The 22,110-nt window shown below is 66.2% G+C and carries 21 protein-coding genes; all 21 read left to right on the forward strand.

From position 1 onward, the window contains the following. The first annotated feature begins 64 nt into the window (after positions 1-64). The gene (locus tag JNG39_RS01535) at positions 65-4,447 is read left to right on the forward strand and encodes an RHS repeat-associated core domain-containing protein (RefSeq protein WP_368309262.1); all 4,383 of its coding nucleotides are present in this window, start codon (positions 65-67) and stop codon (positions 4,445-4,447) included. Continuing rightward, positions 4,444-4,845, forward strand: a complete 402-nt coding sequence (locus tag JNG39_RS01540) for a hypothetical protein (protein WP_368309263.1) — start codon at positions 4,444-4,446, stop codon at positions 4,843-4,845. Before JNG39_RS01535 ends, JNG39_RS01540 begins: the two co-directional genes overlap by 4 nt. A gap of 1,084 nt (positions 4,846-5,929) precedes the next feature. Next, complete coding sequence (fliN, locus tag JNG39_RS01545) at positions 5,930-6,214, forward strand: flagellar motor switch protein FliN (RefSeq protein WP_368310792.1); 285 nt, start codon at positions 5,930-5,932, stop codon at positions 6,212-6,214. 8 nt (positions 6,215-6,222) lie between these two features. Continuing rightward, positions 6,223-6,636 (forward strand): flagellar biosynthetic protein FliO, encoded by a 414-nt coding sequence (gene fliO, locus JNG39_RS01550; RefSeq protein ID WP_368309265.1) that lies wholly within the window; start codon positions 6,223-6,225, stop codon positions 6,634-6,636. Further along, positions 6,633-7,376: a flagellar type III secretion system pore protein FliP gene (gene fliP, locus JNG39_RS01555; protein WP_368309266.1), complete on the forward strand. Its 744-nt coding sequence runs from the start codon at positions 6,633-6,635 to the stop codon at positions 7,374-7,376. Before fliO ends, fliP begins: the two co-directional genes overlap by 4 nt. Beyond that, a complete protein-coding gene (gene fliQ / locus JNG39_RS01560) occupies positions 7,373-7,642 on the forward strand; it encodes a flagellar biosynthesis protein FliQ (protein WP_144911350.1) in 270 nt (89 codons plus the stop codon). The genes fliP and fliQ overlap by 4 nt, the downstream gene beginning before the upstream one ends. Then, positions 7,642-8,418, forward strand: a complete 777-nt coding sequence (gene fliR / locus JNG39_RS01565; protein ID WP_368309267.1) for a flagellar biosynthetic protein FliR — start codon at positions 7,642-7,644, stop codon at positions 8,416-8,418. Before fliQ ends, fliR begins: the two co-directional genes overlap by 1 nt. Next, positions 8,415-9,560, forward strand: a complete 1,146-nt coding sequence (gene flhB / locus JNG39_RS01570; RefSeq protein ID WP_368309269.1) for a flagellar biosynthesis protein FlhB — start codon at positions 8,415-8,417, stop codon at positions 9,558-9,560. The genes fliR and flhB overlap by 4 nt, the downstream gene beginning before the upstream one ends. A 5-nt stretch (positions 9,561-9,565) precedes the next feature. Then, positions 9,566-11,677, forward strand: coding sequence for a flagellar biosynthesis protein FlhA (gene flhA, locus JNG39_RS01575; protein WP_368309271.1), 2,112 nt, complete (start codon positions 9,566-9,568; stop codon positions 11,675-11,677). 94 nt (positions 11,678-11,771) lie between these two features. Beyond that, entirely contained in the window at positions 11,772-13,112 is a 1,341-nt protein-coding gene (flhF, locus tag JNG39_RS01580) for a flagellar biosynthesis protein FlhF (protein WP_368309272.1), read from the forward strand. Positions 13,113-13,177: 65 nt separating this feature from the next. Continuing rightward, positions 13,178-14,053, forward strand: a complete 876-nt coding sequence (locus JNG39_RS01585; RefSeq protein WP_368309273.1) for a MinD/ParA family protein — start codon at positions 13,178-13,180, stop codon at positions 14,051-14,053. Beyond that, positions 14,050-14,781, forward strand: a complete 732-nt coding sequence (locus tag JNG39_RS01590; protein ID WP_368309274.1) for an RNA polymerase sigma factor FliA — start codon at positions 14,050-14,052, stop codon at positions 14,779-14,781. Before JNG39_RS01585 ends, JNG39_RS01590 begins: the two co-directional genes overlap by 4 nt. 57 nt (positions 14,782-14,838) lie before the next feature. Then, on the forward strand, positions 14,839-15,240 hold the full coding sequence (gene cheY, locus JNG39_RS01595) for a chemotaxis response regulator CheY (protein ID WP_144911338.1): 402 nt from the start codon (positions 14,839-14,841) through the stop codon (positions 15,238-15,240). A gap of 9 nt (positions 15,241-15,249) precedes the next feature. Beyond that, a complete protein-coding gene (locus JNG39_RS01600; protein WP_144911336.1) occupies positions 15,250-15,891 on the forward strand; it encodes a protein phosphatase CheZ in 642 nt (213 codons plus the stop codon). Positions 15,892-15,899: 8 nt separating this feature from the next. Then, the gene (locus tag JNG39_RS01605; protein WP_368309276.1) at positions 15,900-17,921 is read left to right on the forward strand and encodes a chemotaxis protein CheA; all 2,022 of its coding nucleotides are present in this window, start codon (positions 15,900-15,902) and stop codon (positions 17,919-17,921) included. 1 nt (position 17,922) lies between these two features. Beyond that, positions 17,923-18,663: a flagellar motor protein gene (locus tag JNG39_RS01610; RefSeq protein ID WP_144911332.1), complete on the forward strand. Its 741-nt coding sequence runs from the start codon at positions 17,923-17,925 to the stop codon at positions 18,661-18,663. Further along, the gene (motD, locus tag JNG39_RS01615; RefSeq protein WP_368309277.1) at positions 18,660-19,658 is read left to right on the forward strand and encodes a flagellar motor protein MotD; all 999 of its coding nucleotides are present in this window, start codon (positions 18,660-18,662) and stop codon (positions 19,656-19,658) included. Before JNG39_RS01610 ends, motD begins: the two co-directional genes overlap by 4 nt. Further along, a complete protein-coding gene (locus JNG39_RS01620) occupies positions 19,658-20,446 on the forward strand; it encodes a ParA family protein (RefSeq protein ID WP_368309278.1) in 789 nt (262 codons plus the stop codon). The genes motD and JNG39_RS01620 overlap by 1 nt, the downstream gene beginning before the upstream one ends. Continuing rightward, positions 20,443-21,009, forward strand: a complete 567-nt coding sequence (locus JNG39_RS01625; RefSeq protein WP_368309279.1) for a chemotaxis protein CheW — start codon at positions 20,443-20,445, stop codon at positions 21,007-21,009. The genes JNG39_RS01620 and JNG39_RS01625 overlap by 4 nt, the downstream gene beginning before the upstream one ends. Next, entirely contained in the window at positions 21,006-21,431 is a 426-nt protein-coding gene (locus JNG39_RS01630) for a chemotaxis protein CheW (RefSeq protein ID WP_368309280.1), read from the forward strand. Before JNG39_RS01625 ends, JNG39_RS01630 begins: the two co-directional genes overlap by 4 nt. Positions 21,432-21,604: 173 nt before the next feature. Further along, the gene (locus tag JNG39_RS01635; protein ID WP_368309282.1) at positions 21,605-21,994 is read left to right on the forward strand and encodes a DUF2802 domain-containing protein; all 390 of its coding nucleotides are present in this window, start codon (positions 21,605-21,607) and stop codon (positions 21,992-21,994) included. Positions 21,995-22,110 lie beyond the last annotated feature (116 nt).

The following is a 22,110-nucleotide window of genomic DNA, read 5'->3' on the forward strand; positions in this document are numbered from 1 at the left end:
TACTGCCGTTGCTCAAATGACCGGCGTACTTATTGCCTCCCAATTTCCTTCTCAAGGACGATTTATGAAGCACTTGTTTCTGCTTCTTCTCCTATTGGTTCCGCTCTGCGCGTATGCGGCTGCCGGAGACGATGAGGCCTTTTGGATCATCACAAACGGGGCCGTTGGTGGTCAGTACCCTACCGAAGATGCAGCTTGTCAGGCGGTTTACAGTGGGTATTGGATTAAATGGTCGGCGGCGACGAAGATTCCGATAAGCGATTATCAGCCCCCGCAGGACTACGTAGATAAGCGAGCTCCTAATGCCAAGAGCGTCCTGTGCCCCGTAACTGTGTTTTACGGGGCTGAGCAGGGTGGGCCGTTGAACGGTGGCACCCTCGCCCGCCAAGAGTTGCACTGTAAGCAAGATGGAACTTTCAATCCCGACATCGGCAAGTGCCAGGCACCTGACGAGGATCAAGACCAGAACGAGATGGGCGATCCATCGAATCCCGCCCCAGGCGTGGTAATGACGTGTCGTGGTGATCCGGTCAACACGCCAAGCGGTAACGTCTACGAAGAGACGACGGATTATGTCGGTGGCGATGGCGAACTCGCCTTCCGCCGCTATTACAACAGTACAGACGGTAAGTGGCGTCACAGCTACTCGGCCCGTCTTCTTTCCGATCCGATCACCACGGTCGTTACCTTCGACGACGGAAAAGGCACCGCCTATCCGATGGTCAATGGTCAGCCTTCCATTCCGGAAGGCCACAAGGAACGATTGTCGACCCAGTACAGCCAATGGACTTACACATCGGAAGACAACACGATTCTGACCTTCGACTATCAGGGGCGGCTCAGTGGCGAGCAGACCCCTGACGGTCTCAAGCGAACCCTGACCTACACGCCCTCCGGCGCATCGGGTGACACGCTCGTGACCGTGACGGGCGCCAGGGGCCGGGTACTCACCTTCATCGAAGACGCGAACCATAACGTCAAGTCGATGACCGCGGGTGCCTATTCCGTCACCTACGGCTACAACACCGACGGCATGCTCACGTCGGTAGCCTATAGTGGCCCCAACCTGTCGAAGACCCGCACGTATGCCTACGAGGACGCGCGGAACCCGCACTGGCTGACCTCGGAATTCAACGAGTCCGGCGTCAAGTTCGGTTCGTGGACGTATGACGATCAGGGCAGGGCGCTCGCTGCCACGCAGCCCGACTCGGCAGGCCTCACCTCGTTCAGCTACACCGGCCCGAACACGGTGGAGGTCACCGGTCCGCTCGGTAACAAGGTGACCTACCAGTACGAAATCAGTCATGGCGCCAAGCGCCCGGTCTCCATCGATGGCGAACCGGCCGTCGGCTGCCCGGCGGGCAACTCCACGTTCCATTACAACGCATCCGGTTATCCGGACACCGCCACCAGGGTCAACGGCAGCACCACTATTATCGGCTACGACAGTGGTTTCAACGAGACATCGCGGACGGAAGCCTCCGGTACTTCAGCCCAGCGCACGACGCAGACGACGTGGGACGCCACGCTGCACCTGCCCACCGGCCGCTCCCTGCTGGATGCGTCGGGCGCGTTGGTCCGTAAGCAGTCGTGGCTCTACAACACGCGAGGCCAGACGGTGGCCTCTTGCCTGGCCGATCCTTCGTCGGCGAGCTATGCCTGCGCCGCCAGCGGCACGACACCGGCGGGCGTGCGCCGCGTGGTGGATACCTACTGTGAGGCCGTCGACTCCACCACCTGTCCCCTTGTCGGCCTGCTGAAGTCCGAAGATGGCGCACGCACCGACGTACAGGACGTCACCACGTACGCCTATTACATGACGCCCGACGATTCCGGTTGCGCAAGCTCGGGCGCGTGCCATAAGAAGGGCGACCTTTACCAGACCACGGATGCGTTGGGCCACAAGGTCACGATGCTGCGTTATGACGCGGATGGCCGCATCACTCGCTTCAGCGACACCAACGGCGTCATCCATGACGCCACGTACGATGCACTCGGTCGTGTGCTTTCCCAGACGGTGAGGGCCTCGGCCGATGGAACGCCTTCCGCCGGTGATGCGACCCGCCTGTTCGGATACAACGACGTCGGCGATCTCGTCAGCACGACGGATGCCGACGGCGTGATGATGACCTTCCAGTACGATGACGCTCGTCGTCTCGTCGGTGTCACGGATGGAGCAGGCAACCGCATCCGGTACACCCTCGACGCCGGTGGCAATCGCACCAAGGAAGAATTCCTCGATGCTTCCGGCGCTGTCCGCAAGTCGGTATCGCGTTCCTTCAATAGCCTGGGTCAACTGCTGTCGGTGCGCGATGCCCTGAACCGTACGGTCCTGTCGTTCGACACCACCGACGGCTACGACGCCGAAGGCAACCCTCAGCACGCCTCGGATGCCAAGGGCGTACAAAAGAAGAACGGCTACGACGCCCTGAGTCGTCTGGTCAGTACCATCGATGACTACAACGGTACGAACACGGGGACGGCCAATGCCCAGACCGTATCGGTGCTGGACGCCAGCGACAAGGTTGCCGGCATCAGCGATCCGTCTGGCCTGAATACCGTCTACGACCATAACGGCCTGGGTGACCTGACGGGTATTCACAGTCCAGATACCGGCACCACCACGTTCACGGTCGATGCGGCGGGCAATCGGCTCACGAAGACCGACGCTAAAGGCACTGTGACGACCTATGCCTACGACGCACTGAACCGGGTGATCACCGCGAGCTATGCGGATGCCACCCTCAACGTGGCCTATCACTACGACGAAGCCAACTCGATCACGGGCTGCGCAGCATCGGCACCGGTCGGTCACCTCACGCGGGTCGTCGAGACGGCGGTGACCACCACCTACTGCTACGACGCGCGAGGCAACGTCATCGAGAAGCGCCAGACGCAAGGTGGCGTCACGGATACGTTGACCTATACCTACACCCTCGGCGATCGGGTTGCCACGGAAACCCGGCCGGGCGGAGCGGTGGTGTCCTATGCGCACGATGCGCTGGGGCAGGTGAGCGGCGTCAGCATCACCCCGGTCGGCGGCGCGAGTCAGGCGGTCGCCAGCAGCATCACCTGGCTCCCCTTCGGCCCGATCCAGTCCTATACCCTCGGCAACGGGCAGACCGTCATCCGGACGTATGACGCCAATTACCGGGTCACTGACATCGTTTCTCCGGCGCTCGAGCTGCATTTCTCGCTCGACGAAATGGGCAACATCACCGGGGTGAGCGAGTCTAATGGCGGTACGGCGAGTTATTTGTATGATCCGCTTTATCGGCTCACGGCTGTCAATGATGCTGCGGGGAAGGCGGTCGAGGCCTACTCGTACAACGTGACCGGAGATCGGTTGAGTAAGACAGCGCCGGGTTCTTATACCGGGGCATATGCGTATAAGTCGGGGACGCATTGGCTAACGTCGATGGGTACGGCCTCGCGTACCTATGATGCCAGTGGCAATACGACGGGAAGTTCGACAGCTGGAACGGTTTGGGGCTACAGCTACAATGGTCGCAACCGGATGAATGCGGTCACGCGGAATGGCACGACCGTGGGTACCTACGTCTACAACGCCATGAATGAGCGGGTATCGAAGAGCTATGGGTCGATGACGAATCGCTTTGTCTACGATCAAGCGAGTCAGCTGGTTTTCGAGGCTTCAGATGCGGGACGACGCGACTACATTGCCGTCGCAGGTATCCCGCTCGCCGTGGCCGATGGCAGCTCGCTTGGCTTCATCACCGCAGACGGTCTGGGCTCGCCCCGTGCCGTCACGTCGTCAACTGGCGATGTGGTCTGGAGTTGGCCTTATGCGACCAACCCGTTCGGAGAGAGTCGCCCGGTTTCTAGCTCGGGTTACGTGCTGAATCTCCGGCTGCCGGGCCAGTACGCTGACGGGGAGGCTGGACTGAAATACAACATCAATCGTAGCTTTGATGCGGCGACAGGTCGGTATCTTCAGAGCGATCCTATTGGACTCAAGGGCGGTGTAAGCACCTATTCCTACGCAAGTGCACGCCCGCTAAGTTTGTCTGATCCTTCAGGCCTCGTAGTTAAGGTCTGCCGCGATCCGGCCTTCAACGGTGCATTCGGGAGTGCGATCAAGCATAACTGGATCACAACCAATACTCAGTCAATAGGTATGGGTACACCCGCGGCGGGATCAAATACAGGGAATCAATACGACCCGCTGGGTGCGCGAGTTCAGACGGTTGACCATAGTGGAAGACCGGATAATGGTGACCGTGAATGCGCGGAAGCTATTGGTGCGGACGAAGATAAGGTAAACAAGTTGATAGCGCCAGGGCGTGACCTTGGCTTTTGGGTGCCGGGATTCCACGATTGCGAGACGTTTGTTCGAGACGTTCTCCGAGACTCCGGTGGTGAATACCCGTTCGAGCCAGAGCCGGCTCCGATTCCGAGCCCTTACCTTCAGGACCCATATAAATGAAGCGATCGCGAGTACTATTTGTAGCTGCTCTGTCTGTGATTGGTATTGCGGTGATCTGGGTTTTCGTCATACCTCGTGCCGTGCTTTCGATCGCGTGTGACCGCGCAGCTGATCGTAAAGCGATCGATGAAGCTGCTGACTTCTATTGCCCTGCCGGGAATGATGTTTCGTATCAGGCATGGGGCGAATGTGGACTGATGAAGGTGTGTATAGATCCGAGGACAAAAGAAAAAAATGGAGCTTTTTTTGCTTCTCAAGGGGGGCGCCTGCGCGTGAAAAGTCTTTATTCATCAGGAGTTGATTCCGGCGGGTTAACCACATTTGATAATTCTGGTAAAGCGAAAGAGATTAATGGTGGTTACAGAATTTCAAAACACTCTCAGCCCCTTCAGAATTAACAAAAGGCGGCGCCTTGGTCTTGTGCAACGGGTCCATATATCGAGGTCGGGTGGTCGGTCCTGAAGGCTGATGTGTGAGCAAGCTGAATTGGCGCCATCGCTTGATCGCGACGCAATGCGCAGGGACTACGTGAGGGGTGGGTGGTGCCGCTATGCATGGCAACGACGCGGTGCGTTTGCTTTCCCTTTGCCTCGGTCCAAGGCGTAGGTGCGAGGGCGAAGCCGAGCCTTCAGGGAGCGCCCAGTGTTTGCCGAGCGCCTCGCCATGGCACCGGTCGGCGCCGGTGCGACAGGCTCGCTGGTGCGGTGCCATCGCCATCTGCTTACGTGTTCTTCGTCGAGCCATGATGGCGAGCACACCCGAGTCGCTGGTGGCGAGTATCCGTTTGAGCCTTAGCCCGTGCCGGTCTTTAGTTTCTATCTTCGGGTTGTTTACCGCTCGCCAGATCAGCGCAAGGCCTCTTTCGCGATAGTTGTCCTGAGGGTTCGCGGACAGGGTCCGCTCCCACCCCTCCGGTTGCGGTTGTCCTGCCCGCACGCAAGGCGCTGGGTCCCTGCTTTCGCAGGGACGACGTGAGGGGTAGGGCATGTCGTCACGATCTGGGACGGTGGCGTTTTGCTTTTCTTCCGGGCGTGGAGGGGAGTCGTCGGGTGCCGTCCTCGGAGCGCTTCCGCAGGGAGCGAAGGCGGACGAGGACTTAGCGACGAGGACGGCGCGCGGCGGCTCCCGTGCCTCGGTCCCTGGCGTTTGCGAGGGCGAAGCCGAGCCTTCACGGCCGGCCCGGTGTCTGCCGACCGCACCGCCGTAGGCACCGGCCTGCGCCGGTGCGACGGGTTCGATGCGCGTCGGGCCGTCAACTGACCGACACCGCGACTAACTGCCGTCGAGCGTCAGCTTTCCGGCGAGATCGTGAAGGCGGGTTTTCACGGTCCGCGTCAACCCTATGAATCGATGGGGAAATCCAGTTCCGAACACCATGGCATGCCGTTTGCTTCAAGGGCAACGACCCCTCGGCAAACCTCCGGAACGGACATGAACGACCCGACCAGCCCCGACTTCCTCGAAGGCCAGAATGACACCGTCATGGCCCAGGCCGCCGGCCTTGGCGAGGTGAACCTCGACGTCATCCTCGACGTGCCCGTGACCATGGCGATGGAAGTGGGCCGCACCAAGATCAGCATCCGCAACCTGCTCCAGCTCAACCAGGGCTCCGTCGTGGAGCTGGATCGCGCCGCCGGCGAACCGCTGGACGTGTTCGTCAACGGTACCCTCGTCGCCCATGGTGAGGTGGTGGTGATCAACGAGAAGTTCGGCATCCGCCTCACCGACGTGATCAGCCCCGCCGAACGCGTGCGCAAGCTGCGGTGATCCCCATCATGCGTCGTACCCTCGCTGCCGCCGGCGGCATGCTTCCCTGCGCCCTGCTGGCGGCCCCGGTCGCCGGTGCCGCGCCGGTCGACACGGGCGCGGAGCTGGTCCGCGTGCTGGTCAGCCTGCTCGGCGTGGTGGCGCTCATCTTTTTCGTCGGCTGGATGAGCCGCCGCGCCCAGGCGCGCGTGCGCCCCGGTGGCCGCAAGATCCGAGTCGTCGAATCGATGCCGGTGGGCATCAAGGACCGGGTGATGCTCATCGAAGTCGGCGGCACGCAATTGCTGGTGGGTGCGTCGCCCACGGGTGGCTTGCGTACGCTGCACGTGCTCGATACGCCGGTGGCCGAGGACGCGACCCCGCCTCAGGCGCCCACGCTCAAGGGTTTCCGCGACGTGCTCTCGCAGTGGAAGCGCCCATGACGCGCTGGCTCGTTTTCCTCTTGCTGCTGCTCGTGCCGGTGGTGTCCTTCGCCGCCGAGCCGCAGGGCATCCCGCTGGTGAACGTGCAGCCGGGCGCGAACGGCGGCCAGCAGTGGTCCCTGTCGATCCAGGTCCTGGCGCTGATGACGGCGCTGACCGTGTTGCCGGCCATCCTGCTGATGATGACCTCGTTCACCCGCATCGTGATCGTGCTGGGTTTCCTGCGCCAGGCGCTGGGCACCAACAGCACGCCGCCGAACCAGGTGATCCTCGGCCTGTCGCTGTTCCTCACGCTGTTCGTGATGTCGCCGGTGCTGAACAAGGCCTACGACGCGGGCGTGAAGCCGTACATGGACGGCGCGATGAGCGTGCAGGACGCGCTTCCCGCGGCCGCCGCGCCGTTCAAGCACTTCATGCTCGAACAGACCCGCGAACCGGACCTGCAGCTGTTCACCCGCCTGGCCGGTGACGAGCCCTACGCCGACAAGGATGCCGTGCCGTACCGCGTGGCGCTGCCCGCCTTCGTCACCAGCGAGCTGAAGACCGCGTTCCAGATGGGCTTCCTGCTGTTCATTCCGTTTCTCATCATCGACCTGGTGGTGGCCTCGGTGCTGATGTCGATGGGCATGATGATGGTCTCCCCGGTGATCATCTCGCTGCCGTTCAAGATCATGCTTTTCGTGCTGGTGGACGGCTGGACCCTGCTGCTGGGCACGCTGGCGGGGAGTTTCTTCCAGTGACGCCGGAATCGGTCATCGCCTTCGGCCAGCAGGCCCTGCACATCGCGATGCTGGTCGGCGCGCCGCTGCTGCTCACCGCGCTGGCGGTGGGCCTCCTCGTCGGCATGATCCAGGCCGCCACGCAGATCAACGAGCAGACGCTGAGCTTCATCCCGAAGCTGATCGCCATGGCGCTGGTGATGATCATCACCGGCCCGTGGATGCTGCGCACGCTGGTGACCTTCACCCGCGGTCTCATCGAGTCGTTGCCCCAGGCGGTGCGTTGATGCCGTTGGACATCGGCCAGCTCGAAGGATGGGTAGGCGGTGCCTCCTGGGCGCTGGCGCGCGTGTCCGGCCTGATGCTGGTGGCACCGGTGCTGGGCAACACGACGATTCCGATGCGCATCCGCGTCGGGCTCACCGTGGTCCTCACCCTCGTGCTCGCGCCGCTGGCACCGCTGGGCATCCAGCCGCTGTCGGCCCAGGGCGTGGAAGTGCTGGCCCAGCAGGTGCTGATCGGCGCCGCGCTCGGCTTCGTGCTCAAGCTGATCTTCGAGGCCGTGTCGTACGCCGGGCAGTTCGTGTCGCAGGCGATGAGCCTGGGTTTCGCCGAGGTGGTCAACCCGAGCCTGGGTGGCAGCGTGCCGGTGCTCAGCCAGTTCTACATGATGCTGGTGACCCTGCTGTTCCTCGTCATGAACGGCCACCTGCAATTGATCGACCTGCTCGCCGACAGCTTCCGCACGCTGCCGGTCGGGACCGACGGCATCGGTGCCGGCGGCCTGTGGGGCGTGCTCACCTTCGCCACCCATCTTTTCTCCGGCGCCGTGCGCGTGGCGCTTCCCGCGCTCACCGCGCTGCTGGTGGTCAACTTCGGTTTCGGCGCGATCAGCCGCTCGGCGCCGTCGATGAACCTGTTCGCGGTGGGTTTCCCGATCACCATCTGCCTGGGCATGGTGGCCGTCTGGCTCGCGCTGCGCGGCCTCCCCGGGGCCTTCGATGCGCTGCAGACCGCCGCGTGGGAGACCATGCGCCAGCTCGTCGGAGGTAGCCGGCCGTGAGCGAGGGCGCCGACAAGGAAGACCGCACCGAATCGCCCAGCGAAAAACGCCTCCGCGAGGCGCGCGAAAAGGGCGACATCCCGCGATCGAAAGACCTTTCCACCGCGGTGGTGGTGCTGGCCGGGGTGGCGACGCTGATCGCCACGCGCGAGCAGATGGCCCTGCACGCCGCCAGGATCATGCACATCGGCCTGCGCTATGGCCGTGACGACCTGCTTGCCGAGGACGGCCTGCGCCATGCGCTCGGCACCGCGGCGCTGGAAGCGCTGAAGCTGCTCGGCCCCGTGTTCGCGGTGACCATGGTCGCCACCGTGGCCGCGCCCGCGTTGATGGGCGGCCTCAATTTTTCCGTGCAGGCGCTGGCGCCCAAGTTCGACCGCCTCGATCCGATCAAGGGCTTCGGCCGGCTGTTCTCGATGAACGGCCTGGTGGAACTGGGCAAGTCGATCCTGAAACTGATCCTCATCGGCGGCGCCCTGGTCTGGTTCCTGCGCAAGAGCGTGCTGGACATGTTCGTCACCGGCAGCGGCCCGGTGGAATCGGGCATCTCGCGCGCCTTCGGGATGTTCGGCAATGCCTCGTTGATCTTCGGCTGCGCCCTGGGCGTGATCGCCCTGGTCGACGCGCCCTGGCAGAAGTTCAGCTTCACCAAGAAGATGAAGATGACCAAGCAGGAGGTGAAGGACGAGCACAAGGAAAGCGAGGGTAGCCCCGAGCTGAAGTCAAAGATCCGACAGATGCAGCACCAGATGGCCCGGCGCCGGATGATGCAGGACGTGCCCACGGCCGATGTCATCGTGGCCAATCCGACGCACTTCGCCGTGGCCCTCAAATACGACGAAAACCGCATGGGAGCGCCGCGCGTGGTGGCCAAGGGCGTCGACGTGATCGCCGCCCAGATCCGCGAACTGGGTGCCGAATCGAAGGTTCCGGTGGTCGAGGCCCCGCCGTTGGCACGAGCCTTGTATCACACCACGGAAATCGGACGCGAAATCCCCGCGGCGCTGTACGTCGCCGTGGCCCAGATCCTGGCCTACGTGTTCCGTTTGAAGCAGGCGATCGCCATGGGCGACCTCCCGCCCGACATGCCCGAGCAGGACATCGATCCGGAATTGCTCGGGCCGTACCGCATGGATAACTGACGACGATGGCAGCGACGAGCAACCCCAATTTCTTCGGCACGCTTCGCCAGATAGGCCGTCGCGGCGTCGCGGCGCCGCTGGCGATGCTGATCATGCTCGGCATGATGATGCTGCCGCTGCCGCCGTTCATGCTCGACCTGCTGTTCACCTTCAACATCGCGCTGTCGCTGGTGATCCTGCTGGCCACGATGTACGTGATGCGGCCGCTGGAACTGGCCTCGTTTCCCACCGTGGTGCTGTTCGCCACGTTGCTGCGCCTGGCGCTGAACATCGCCTCCACCCGCGTGGTGCTGCTGCACGGCCACGACGGTCCCGGCGCGGCCGGCAAGGTGATCGAGGCCTTCGGCGAGTTCGTCATCGGCGGCAATTTCGCCGTCGGTTTCGTGGTGTTCGCCATCCTCACCATCATCAACTTCGTGGTGGTCACCAAGGGCGCCACGCGCGTGTCCGAGGTGACCGCCCGCTTCACCCTCGATGCGATGCCCGGCAAGCAGATGGCGATCGACGCCGATCTCAATGCCGGTCTTTTGACGCAGGAGCAGGCCCGCGAGCGCCGCCAGGAAGTGCGCGAGGAAGCGGATTTCTACGGCTCGATGGACGGCGCGTCCAAGTTCGTTCGCGGCGACGCCACGGCGGGCATCCTGATCCTCGCCATCAACATCATCGGTGGCTTCTTCATCGGCGTGCTCCAGCACGGCCTCTCGGCCGGCGAAGCCGCCCGCACCTATACGCTGCTCACCATCGGTGACGGCCTCGTCGCCCAGGTGCCGGGCCTGATGCTCTCCATCGCCACGGCGGTGATCGTCACCCGCGTGTCCAAGTCGCAGGAGATGGGCAAGCAGGTGATGGGCCAGCTGTTCCAGCCCAAGGCCCTGGGCGTGGCCGCCGCCGTGCTCGGCACGATGGGCCTCATCCCGGGCATGCCGAACCTTCCGTTCCTGATCCTGGCCGCCCTGGCCGGCTTCGGTGCGTGGAAGCTGCACCTGCGCCGGCAGGAGGTCGCTTCCGGCGGCGTGGCCGCCCCGGGCGCGCCGGGTACCGAACTGGCACTGGAAAGCGCGCCGCCTGCCGAGCGCCTGGAACTGTCGTGGGAAGACGTGGCCCAGGTGGACACCATCGGCCTGGAAGTGGGCTATCGCCTCATTCCGCTGGTGGACAAGGCGCAGGGCGGCGAACTCATGGCGCGGATCAAGTCGGTGCGCCGCAAGCTGTCGCAGGAGCTGGGTTTCCTCGTGCCCTCGGTGCACATCCGCGACAACCTGGACCTGGCCCCGCACGGTTACCGCATCTCGTTGATGGGCGTGCCCATGGGCGAGGCCGAGATCCACACCGAACGCATGCTGGCGATCGACCCGGGCCGCGTGCACGGCACGATCAACGGCATCGCCACGCGCGACCCCGCCTTCGGCCTCGATGCCGTGTGGATCGAACCGGGCCTGCGCGAGCACGCGCAAACGCTGGGCTACACGGTGGTCGACCCGGCCACGGTGATCGCCACGCACCTGTCGCACATCCTGCAGAACCACGCCCACGAGCTCATCGGCCACCAGGACGTGCAGCAGCTGCTCGACCGCCTCGCGCAGCAGACGCCGAAGCTGGTGGAAGACCTCGTGCCCAAGCGCCTGTCGCTGGGCGTCATCGTCAAGGTCCTGCAGAACCTGCTCGCCGAGCGCGTGCCCATCCGCAACTTCCGCGGCATCGTCGAATCGCTGGCCGAGCACGCGGGACAGAGCCAGGACCCGGGCGTGCTCGCCGCCGCCGTGCGCGTCACGCTGGGTCGCCAGATCGTGCAGGAGATCGCCGGCCTCGGCACCGAGGTGCCCGTCATTACTTTGGCGCCGGACCTGGAGCAGATCCTCCTGCAGTCGCTGCAGGGCGGCGGCCCCGCCGGCGCGGCGGTGGAGCCGGGCCTGGCCGATCGCCTTCAGCAGAGCGTGGCCGACGCCACGCGACGCCAGGAAGCGGCGGGCGAACCCGCCGTGTTGCTGGTGTCCCCGGCGCTTCGTCCGTGGCTTGCGCGCTTCACCCGGCATGTGGCCCAAAACCTGCATGTACTGGCTTACAACGAGGTGCCCGACAACCGTCGCGTCAAGCTGGTGACGGCGCTGGGCCGGTAAGCACTGAGACACCGTTCGCCGAATCGGCGGACGAACCGAACGAACATGGCGGTGCCGGCGATGCCGGACTGCCGCGAGAGACAGGATCGAAGGCATGAAAATCAAGCGATTCGTTGCTCCCGACATGCGCCAGGCCATGCGCCAGGTGCGCGACGAACAGGGTCCGGATGCCGTGATCCTGTCGACGCGCCGTCTGGACGACGGCATCGAGATCATCGCCGCGCTCGATTACGACGAGGCGCTGGTGCGTGAGGCCGGCTTCGCCTATGAGCCGCCCGAGCCCAAGGCGCCGGCGACCGAGCCGGTGCGCGCCGTGCGCGACGATCGCGCCGCCGAGCGTGCCGCCCGCATCGACCAGGCCCGCGCCGCCACGGCGGCCGCGGTCGAGCGTGCGGCGAAGGCCGAGCAGGCCCGCCCGAACGCCCCGCAGCGTCACTCCAGCGCCGCGCTCGCCGAGAGCGTCGCCGACGTGGTGCGCGCCGCGACCGTCAAGCCGGGCAACGACGCCGCCGTGAACGGCATGCGCGCCGAGATCAACGACCTGCGCGAGATGTTGCAGGTGCAGCTCTCCGCGCTGTCGTGGAACCACCTGGAGCGCGAGCAGCCGCTGCGCGCCCGCGTGCTGCGCGAACTCACCCGCCTGGGCATCGACGCCGACGTGGCCCGCGCGCTGTGCGCCGAACTGCCCGAAGGCATGACCTCCGACCAGGCGCGCTACCTGCCGCTGGGCCTCATCTCGCGCAACATCCGCATCACCGGCCGCAACTTCGACACGGTGGGCGGCGGCGTCACCGCCCTGGTGGGCACCACCGGCGTGGGCAAGACCACCTCCATCGCCAAGCTCGCCGCGCGCGCGGTGTTGCGCCACGGCGCGTCCAACGTGGCGCTGATCAGCACCGACCAGTACCGCGTCGGCGCCGGCGCACAGCTGGAACGCTACGGCCGCCTGCTCGGCGTGCGCGTGTTCAACGCACACGACGCCACCAGCCTGCGCAACGTGCTGCTGCAGCTGCGCGGCCGCCACACCGTGCTGGTGGATACGGCCGGCCTTGCCGGCAGCGATCCGAAACTGCAGGAACAGTTCGATACGCTGCATGCGATGTCCGACCTGCGCGTGTGCCTGGTGCTCGCCGCCAATATGCAGTCGCAGGCCATCGACGGCGCGATCCGCGCCTACGCGCCGCTGGCGCCGCAGAGCGCGATCCTTACCAAGCTCGACGAGGCGCCGCTGATCGGCGGCGCGATCTCGGCGGTCATCCGCCACGGCCTGCCGCTGGACTACACCACCGACGGCCAGCGCGTGCCCGAGGACATCGCCTCGGCCGATGCGCGCAAGCTGGTGCTCATGGCGGCGCAGCGGGTGAAGCAGCGCAACGACGAACCCGACGACGCCATCCTCGCCGAACGCTTCGGCATGACGGCCGTCTCGGCCTGACCCGGACCATGCATCCCATGTCCACGGCAACCGCAACCTCTCATTTCCCGGCAGTGAACTCTTCCATGACCACACACGTCGACAACACCCAGGCCGCCGGCATCGCATGGCTGTCCGACCGTCGTCCCACCCGCAGCATCGCGATCGCGGGCGGCAAGGGTGGCGTGGGCAAGACCACGGTGGCGGTCAACCTCGGCATGGCGCTGGCCATGGGCGGGCGCGACGTGCTGCTGCTCGACGCCGACCTGGGCATGGCCAACATCGACGTGTTGCTGGGGCTCCAGCCGGTGCGCCACCTCGGCCACATGCTGGAAGGCGCCTGCCGCATCGAGGAACTGGTGCTGGAGGCCTCCCACGGCCTGAAGGTGATCCCGGCCACCTCGGGCACGCGGCGCATGGCCCAGCTGCCGAACATCGAGCATGCCGCGGTCATCCGCGCGTTCGACGAATACCCGCTGGCACCCGAATACCTCATCGTCGACACCGCCGCCGGCATCTCCGACAGCGTGTCGATGTTCGCCGCCGCCTCCGACGAGGTGGTGATCGTGGTCTGCGACGAGCCGGCCTCGCTCACCGACGCCTATGCCCTCATCAAGGTGCTCTCGCGGGAATTCGGGGTGAACCGCTTCCGCATCGTCGCCAACATGGTGCGCCACGCCCAGGAGGGCCGGGCGCTCTACGAGAAGCTCTCGCGCGTGACCAGCCGGTTCCTCGACGTGTCGCTGGATTTCATGGGCATGGTGCCGCACGACGAATACCTGCGCCAGGCCATCCGCCGCCAGTCGGCGGTGGTCGACGCCTGGCCGAGCAGCCGATCGGCGGTCGGATTCAAGAATCTGGCCAGGTCGGTCGATACATGGGGTGAACCCGAGCCCCGGGCACAGGGACGGATCGGCTTTTTCGCCGACCGCACCCACTTGGGAGGAGGGCTGCCGTTGTGAGCGTCGCGAGCGAATACCTTGAAATCACTAAGGTTCCGGCGGATCAACTGGTCAGGACCCACGCGCCGTTGGTGCGCCGGATCGCCTATCACCTGATGGGCCGGCTGCCGCCGAGCGTGGACGCGAACGACCTCATGCAGGCCGGGATGATCGGACTGCTCGAGGCCGCGAGGAATTATTCGCCGACTCGCGCGGCCAGTTTCGAGACCTATGCGGGCATCCGCATACGGGGCGCGATGCTGGACGAACTGCGCAAGACGGACTGGACCCCGCGCTCGGTCCATCGGAAGTTGCGCGAGGTGGCGGAGGTAACGAGGCAGATCGAAAACGAGACGGGTGGCGACGCCGACGACGTGGAAGTGATGAAGCGGCTGGGCATCGACGCCATGGAGTACAACCAGATCCTGGCCGACGCGGCGAGCGCCCGGTTGCTGAGCCTGACGGCGCCCGAGGGCGACGAGGGCGCGGCGATCGACGTGGCCGACCCGGATGCCACGGGGCCGGACGGGCTGTTCGAGCAGGAGGGCATGCGCGATGCGCTGGCCCAGTCCATCGACGGGCTGCCGGAGCGCGAAAAGCTGGTGATGTCGCTGTACTACGATGACGAGCTCAACCTGAAGGAAATCGGTGCGGTGCTGGGAGTGAGCGAATCGCGGGTGTGCCAGATCCACGGCCAGGCCCTCATTCGACTCCGCGCGCGCATGTCGGGTTGGAAAGAAAGAACCTGACGGCACCCGGTGCCGTCACCGGTCGAAGAAAACGCGCAGTAGAGGCGGAGAGACGTTTTGGACAAGAACATGAAAATCCTCGTGGTGGACGATTTCTCCACCATGCGGCGCATCGTCAGGAACCTGCTGGTGGAGCTGGGCTTCACCAACACCCTGATCCAGGAAGCCGAAGACGGCAACGCGGCGCTCGCGCTGCTTCGCTCCCAGCCGTTCGACCTCGTGGTCACCGACTGGAACATGCCCAACATGACGGGCATCGACCTGCTCCGCGCCATCCGCGCCGACGCCGCCCTGAAGGCGATGCCGGTGCTGATGGTCACCGCCGAGAACAACCGCGACCAGATCATCGCCGCCGCACAGAGCGGCGTGAACGGCTACGTGGTCAAGCCGTTCACGGCGGTGACGCTGAAGGAAAAACTCGACAAGATTTTCGAACGTCTCGCCGCGGCGGCGGGCTAAGGAGCAGGCATGAACACGACGATTTCCGCCGGCCAGGACGTGGCCCCCGAACTGCGCGAGTTGCTCGACGCCGACGATTCCACCGCTTTCGAACAGGCGCTGGACCGCCTGATCCGCAGCCGCGAGCAGCATCTGTTCCTCGCGCTGGGCCATCTCGCCCGCGACCTGCACGAATCCGCCCGCCGCCTCGCGGCCGACATTTCGCACGACGGCAACCCGGGCAACATGGGCGACGCGCGCAAGCATCTGCGCGACGTGCTCGAGATGAGTTCGCAAGCCGCGCACCGCACGCTCGACTTCAGCGAAAAGCTGCGTCCGCAGGCGCAGGCCCTGGCGAAGGAAGCCGACGACGTGCTCGTGCTCGACGTGGCCGACCCCTCGTTCGCCCCGAACGCGCGCGCTCTCGCCGTACGCGTGGGCGATTTCGCGCAGAACTGCGACATCGGCCTGGGCGAGATGGTGGAAGCGCAGTCCTGGCAGGATCTCTCCGGCCAGCGCGTGGCCCGCGTCGAAGCCTTCATGGCCAAGGTCGAATCCTCGCTCGTCGAGCTGGTGCGCCTCACCGGTTCGCTGGCCGGCGGCGCCGCCCCCGCGGCGGACAAGGTCAGCCAGGACGAAGTGGACCGCCTGCTCAGCGAATTCGGTTTCTGAGCGCGCCGATGAGCGTGGAGCTGGACAACGAGCTGCTCAACGTCTTCCTGATCGAGGCACGCGAACTGCTCGAGAGCCTGGGCGAACAGCTCGTGGACCTCGAGGCTTCGCCGGGCGACGTCGAGCTGCTGAATGCGGTCTTCCGTGCCTTCCACACGGTGAAGGGTGGGGCGGGCTTCCTCGGCCTGCACCCGATGGTGGAGCTGTGCCATCGCGCCGAAGACCTGCTCAACGAAGCGCGCGGCGGCGCCATCGTGCTCAACGCGGGCTTCATGGACGCGTTGCTGGAATCGCTGGACCTGCTCAATGACATGATGCGCGCCGCCGACGGCGGCGTGTCGATCGAGCCCGCGCCGCGTTCGCTGCTCGACCGCCTGCTGATTCCCGGCCGTGCCGCCACGGCGCCGCCCGCCGCGCTCGCCGTACCGGTGACGGCATCGGTGCCCGCCGCGGCGCCGTCGCGGCCGCACGACCCCATCGAGGACGAATTCGAGGCCATGCTCGACGCCGCGCGCGCCGAGCGCGTGCCTGCGCCGACGGGCACCATCAGCGACGACGAGTTCGAAGCGCTGCTGGATTCGCTCTACGGCACGGGAGCGCCCGGTGCCGAGTCGGTGGAGCCCGTGCCCGCGCCATCGGTCGCGGCGCCCGCCGCCGATCCCAACGCCATCAGCGACGACGAATTCGAGGCGTTGCTCGATTCCCTGCACGGCACGGCCGCGCCGGGTTCGAGCGCGCTGGACGTTCCGCCGCCGCCCGCGCCGACACCGGCACCCGCGCCTGCACCCGCACCTGCATCCGTGGCGGCCGACACGCAGGTACCCGCCAAGGCGGCCGAGAAGCGCCAGGCCTCCACCGCCGACACGACGGTGCGCGTGGATACCCATCGCCTGGACAACCTCGTCGATGCGGCGGGTGAACTCGTGCTGGTGCGCAATCGCCTGAGCAACCTCGCGCCGCGCGGTACCGCCGACCCGATGGAACGCGCCATCGGCGAACTCGAACGCGTGGCCGAAGACCTGCAGAACGCCGTGCTGCGCATGCGCATGCAACCGGTGGGCAAACTGTTCTCGCGCTTCCCGCGCATCGTGCGCGATCTCGCCCGCCAGCTCGGCAAGGAGATCGAGCTGGTCACCGAAGGCGAAGAGACCGACATCGACCGTACCGTGGTCGAAGCGCTGGCCGATCCGTTGGTGCACCTGCTGCGCAACGCCGTGGACCACGGCATCGAGATGCCGGATGCGCGCCAGCGCGAGGGCAAGCCGCGCCAGGGCACCGTGCGCCTGGCCGCCGGCCAGTACGGCGACCGCATCGTCATCACCGTCACCGACGACGGCAAGGGCATGGATCCGGAAGTGCTTCGTCGCAAGGCCGTGGAAAAAGGCCTGATGGATGCGGAACAGGCCGCGCGCCTGGACGAGCGCGAGTGCTACGAGATCGTGTTCCGTCCCGGGTTTTCCACGGCCAGCCAGGTGTCCGACATCTCCGGACGCGGCGTCGGCATGGACGTGGTCAAGACCAAGATCGTCGAACTCGGCGGCACGCTGTCGATCGACTCGCGGGTGGGCCACGGCAGCACGGTGCGTCTCTCCGTGCCGCTCACGCTGGCGATCCTGCGCGTGCTCATGGTGCGCGTGGGCAACCGCCTGCTGTCGCTGCCGATGTCCAACGTGGCCGAGGTGTTCGAGCTGTCCGAAGGGCAGATCCAGCGCCTCGACGGACGCGTGGTCGCCAATCATCGCCAGCGCGCGCTGCCGCTGGCCGATCTCGGCCGCTGGGCCGGCGTGCAGGGGCAGGGTGGCCACGTGGTGGTGGTGCAGATCGGCCACCAGACGCTGGGTTGCCTCGTCGACGAAGTGCTCGGCCGCGAGGACGTGATGGCCAAGCCGCTCGGCCCGTTCCTGAAGGACGTGCCCGGCGTCGCCGGCGCGACCATCACCGGCGACGGCCGCATCTCGCTCGTGCTCGACCTGGCGGGGCTCGCCGACGACGGCGGCCAGGTGCTGCCCACGTTGAGGATGGCCGTCTGACATGGATATCGTGAGTCTCGTCGGCACGATCCTGGCCTTCGTGGTCATCATCGTGGGAACCATCCTCAAGGGCTCGAGCCTCGACGCCCTGTGGAATCCCGCCGCCTTCGTGATCGTGTTCCTGGGCACCTTCGCCGCGTTGCTCGTGCAGACCCCCGGCCCGGTGCTCAAGCGCGCCCTCGGCATGCTGCCGTGGGTGTACAACCCGCCGGACATCGAGTCGGAAAACCTGGTCAGCCGCATCGTCGGCTGGAGCGAGATCTCGCGCCGCACGGGCCTGCTCGGCCTGGAGCCCGCCATCGAGCGCGAGACCGATCCGTTCATCCGCAAGGGCCTGCAACTGCTGGTCGACGGTACCGAGCCCGACGCCATGCGCTCGGTGCTCGAGGTGGAGGTGTACGCGCGCGAGCACACCGACATCGAAGCGGCGAAGGTCTTCGAGAACGCCGGTACGTATTCGCCCACCATGGGCATCATCGGCGCCGTGATGGGCCTGATGTCGGTGATGCAGAACCTCGCCGATCCGAGCAAGCTCGGCCACGGCATCGCCGCCGCCTTCGTCGCCACCATCTACGGCATCGGCCTGGCCAACCTGCTGGCGCTGCCAATGGCGTCGCGCCTGAAGGGCCTGGCGCGCAAGCGTTCGCAGATGCGCGAGATCCTCGTCGAGGGTCTGGTGTCCATCGCCCAGGGCGACAACCCGCGGCATATCGAGAGCAAGCTGCAAGGGTTCCTCTCGTGAAACGCCGGCACCACGAAGAACACGTCAACCACGAGCGCTGGGCGATTCCCTACGGCGACCTCATCACGTTGCTGCTCGCCCTTTTCGTGGTGATGTACGCCGTGTCGGCGGTGAACGAAACCAAGTTCCGCGTGATGGCGCAATCCATCAACGAGGCGTTCAACGGTACCGGCAAGGTCATCGAGCCCATCAACGAGGCGACGCCCGCCACGCAGGTGCCGCTGCCGAACCAGTCGCGTTCGCCCACCGCCTCGCCCATCGCGAAGATCGACGTGCCCATCCCGCCGCGCAACCTGCCGCTGCCGGGCCACGAAGGCGCGGCCGCCGAGCATCAGGACGGCAAGCAGCGGCATGCGACGACGGCCGCCGACGATGCGAACGTGGCGGTGGGCAAGACCGAACAGAACAGCCTGAGCCAGATTTCCGACGAAGTGCAGCGCGCGATGAAGCCGCTGATCGACAAGAGCCTGGTGAGCGTTCGGCAGACGCCGGACTGGCTCGAGATCGAAGTGCGTACCGACATCCTGTTCCCCGTGGGCGTGGCGAAGCTGCAACCGCAGGCCGAGGACGTGCTGCGCAAGCTCGCCGGCATCCTCGCGCCGTTTCCCAACGCCATGCGCATCGAGGGTTACACCGACAACACGCCCATCGCGACGCCCACGTTCCCGTCCAACTGGGAACTCTCGGCGGCGCGCGCGGCCACGGTGGCGCGCCTGATCACGCTCACCGGCGTCGATCCGCATCGCGTGGGCATCATCGGCTGGGGGGAGTATCGTCCCGCCGCCGATAACGGCACCGCCGACGGGCGCAACCGCAATCGCCGCGTTCTCATCGTGGTGATGAGCGACAAGGCCGCGCCCGCGCGTTTCTATAGCGATGCCGATCGCGTCGACCTGTCGGCCGCCAAGCACGCCGCCAAGCCGGTGCCCACCGTGACGGTGCTGGCGCCGACGGCGGGCGCCGCCCGCTTCGCGCCCGTGGCGGAGAACCGCTGATGCGCGTCTGGGCCGTTTCCAACCAGAAGGGCGGGGTGGGCAAGACCACCACCACCGTCGCGCTAGGCAGCCTGCTCGCCCACGAGGGCAGGCGCACGCTGTTGATCGACATGGATCCGCATGCCTCGCTCTCGGGCTACATCGGCGTGGAAGTCGGTGCGCACGGCAGCGTGTACGACCTCTTCGGCGTGGGCGGCAATCCCTTGCCCGTGCGCACGCTCGTGCACGCCACGCCATGGGACCATCTCAGCGTGCTGCCCGCCTCGGCGGCGATGATTACCCTCGATCGCCAGGTCGGTACGCGGGCCGGCATGGGCCTGGTGCTCACGCAGGCGCTGGCCGAACTCGCTCCCGATTTCGACCACGTGCTGCTCGACTGCCCGCCGACGCTCGGCGTGCTGATGGTCAACGCCCTGGCCGCGAGCGATCGCCTGCTCGTGCCCACGCAGACCGAGGCGCTGGCGCTGGCCGGGCTGGAACGCATGCTGCGCAGCCTGTCGATGATCGAACGCTCGCGCGGCAAACCGTTGCCGCGCACCATCGTGCCGACGCTGTACGACGCGCGCACGCATGCGTCGCGGGCCTGCCTGGCACAACTGCGCGAGCAATACGGCGACAGCGTGAGCCAGGCCGTCATCCCCACCGATACGCAGGTTCGTGAAGCCAGCGCGGCCGGCGTGCCGCTGGCTTCGTGGCCCGCCGCGCGCCGCGGCGGTCTCGCCTACCGCCAGTTGCTCGACGAGTTGCTGGCCCTGCCCGTGCCGTCCGTGACGGACGCGGCCGCGTGAGCCGCACCATGCAGGATGTCGAGCAGATCGTCTCCGACTACCTCGCCGAGCTGCTGACGCCCGCACCGGCGGAGGCGGCGCCGCAGGCGGCGGTCAAGGTGGTGTCCATCGAGACGTGGCGCGATGCCGATGCCGCCGGGCGGGGTGCCGATCCGCGTTACCTGCTGTGCAGCGCGGCCGGCGTGAAGCTCGCCGTGCCGATGGCCGACGTCACGCACATGTTGCCGATGCCGCCGCTGACGCCGCCGAACACGACGAACCCGATCTGCATGGGGCGCTGGCGCCATCCCAGCGGCGAGGCGCGCGTCGCCGACCTGGGCGCGATCCTCTCGCCCGACATGGCCGGCGCCTCCACCTCCACGCTGGTGATCCTGGGCAATCGTGCCTGGGCGCTCGGCTGCGTGGTCGACGACGAACCGGTGGAATTGGTGGCCGACGCCATCCAGTGGCGCCAGGGCGCCGCCTCGCGCCCGTGGCTGGCGGGCATGTCGAAAGAACCCAAGTGCGGCGTGGTCGACACCGCGGCGCTGATCAGATGGCTGGAACAGGAGCTGGGCCCGTGAGCGAATGGCTGGGTTTTTCCCTCGAGGGGCAGCGTTACGCCGTGGCGCTGTCGAGCGTGCGCGAAGTGATCCGCCCCGGTGACATCACGCCCGTGCCGGGTGCGCCCGACGACGTGCTCGGCATCGTCAACCTGCGCGGCCAGATCGTGCCGGTGCTCGACGGGCGTCGCCGTTTCGGTCTCGACGGTGCGGTGGACCCGTCGCAGGAAGACGCCCAGCGCGTGATCGTGTTCGACGACGCGGGCAGCGTGGTGGGCATGCGCATCGATCTCATCGGCGACATGCTCCAGCTCGCCGCCGACGACATCGCGCCGCCGCCGCCCGGTCGCGCCGAGCGGCGCGACGATCCGGTGAGCGGGGTGGTGACGCGGGACGAGGGGTTCATCGCGCTGGTGGATGTGCAGCGGCTTTGCCGGGCGTGATCGCTCCGTAGTATTCGCCGATACGATAGGCTCCCACCCCTTCGGTAGCAAGCGTGTCGCGAGCCTGCTCGCTACGGTCAGTTCCCTTCGGCAACACGCTTGTCGCGAGCCTGCTACCGAAGGGGTGGGAGCCGATCGCATCGGCGAATCGGGCTTGCGGTATCCTCCCACGCATGAACCCCATCCTCGGTTACGTGCTGATCGCCCTGGCCGTCCTCAACCTGGTCGGCCTACTGGTCCTTTTCCGCCGCCTGGGCTCGCCGGTGAAGAGTGAACCCGTCGCGCCACCCGCGCCGGCACCCGATCCGGAGCCCGCCATCCAGCCCGACCAGCTCGCGGGGATGCTTCGCCGCCTGGAAAACCGGCTCGGCGACATCGAAGACCAGGTGCGTCGCACGCCCTCGGTCAACGTCACGGCCGAAAGCGGCACCACCTCCGACCGCACGCTGGCACTGGCCCAGCGCCTCGCCCGCCAGGGCGCTTCGGTGCAGGACATCGCCGATACCTGCGGCATCTCGTATACCGAAGCGGAGCTGCTGCATCGGTTGCACGCGGGGCGGTGAGCGTAGGGCGGGGCGTCGCTCGCTCGGACGCCACGCGCTGGGTTCCCGCGTACGCAGAACGACGAACCACAAGATTTACCGTTGCTGCATGCCCTTCACGTCGTTCCTGCGCACGC

Source organism: Luteibacter sp. CQ10, from assembly GCF_040900725.1.
GTDB lineage: Bacteria > Pseudomonadota > Gammaproteobacteria > Xanthomonadales > Rhodanobacteraceae > Luteibacter.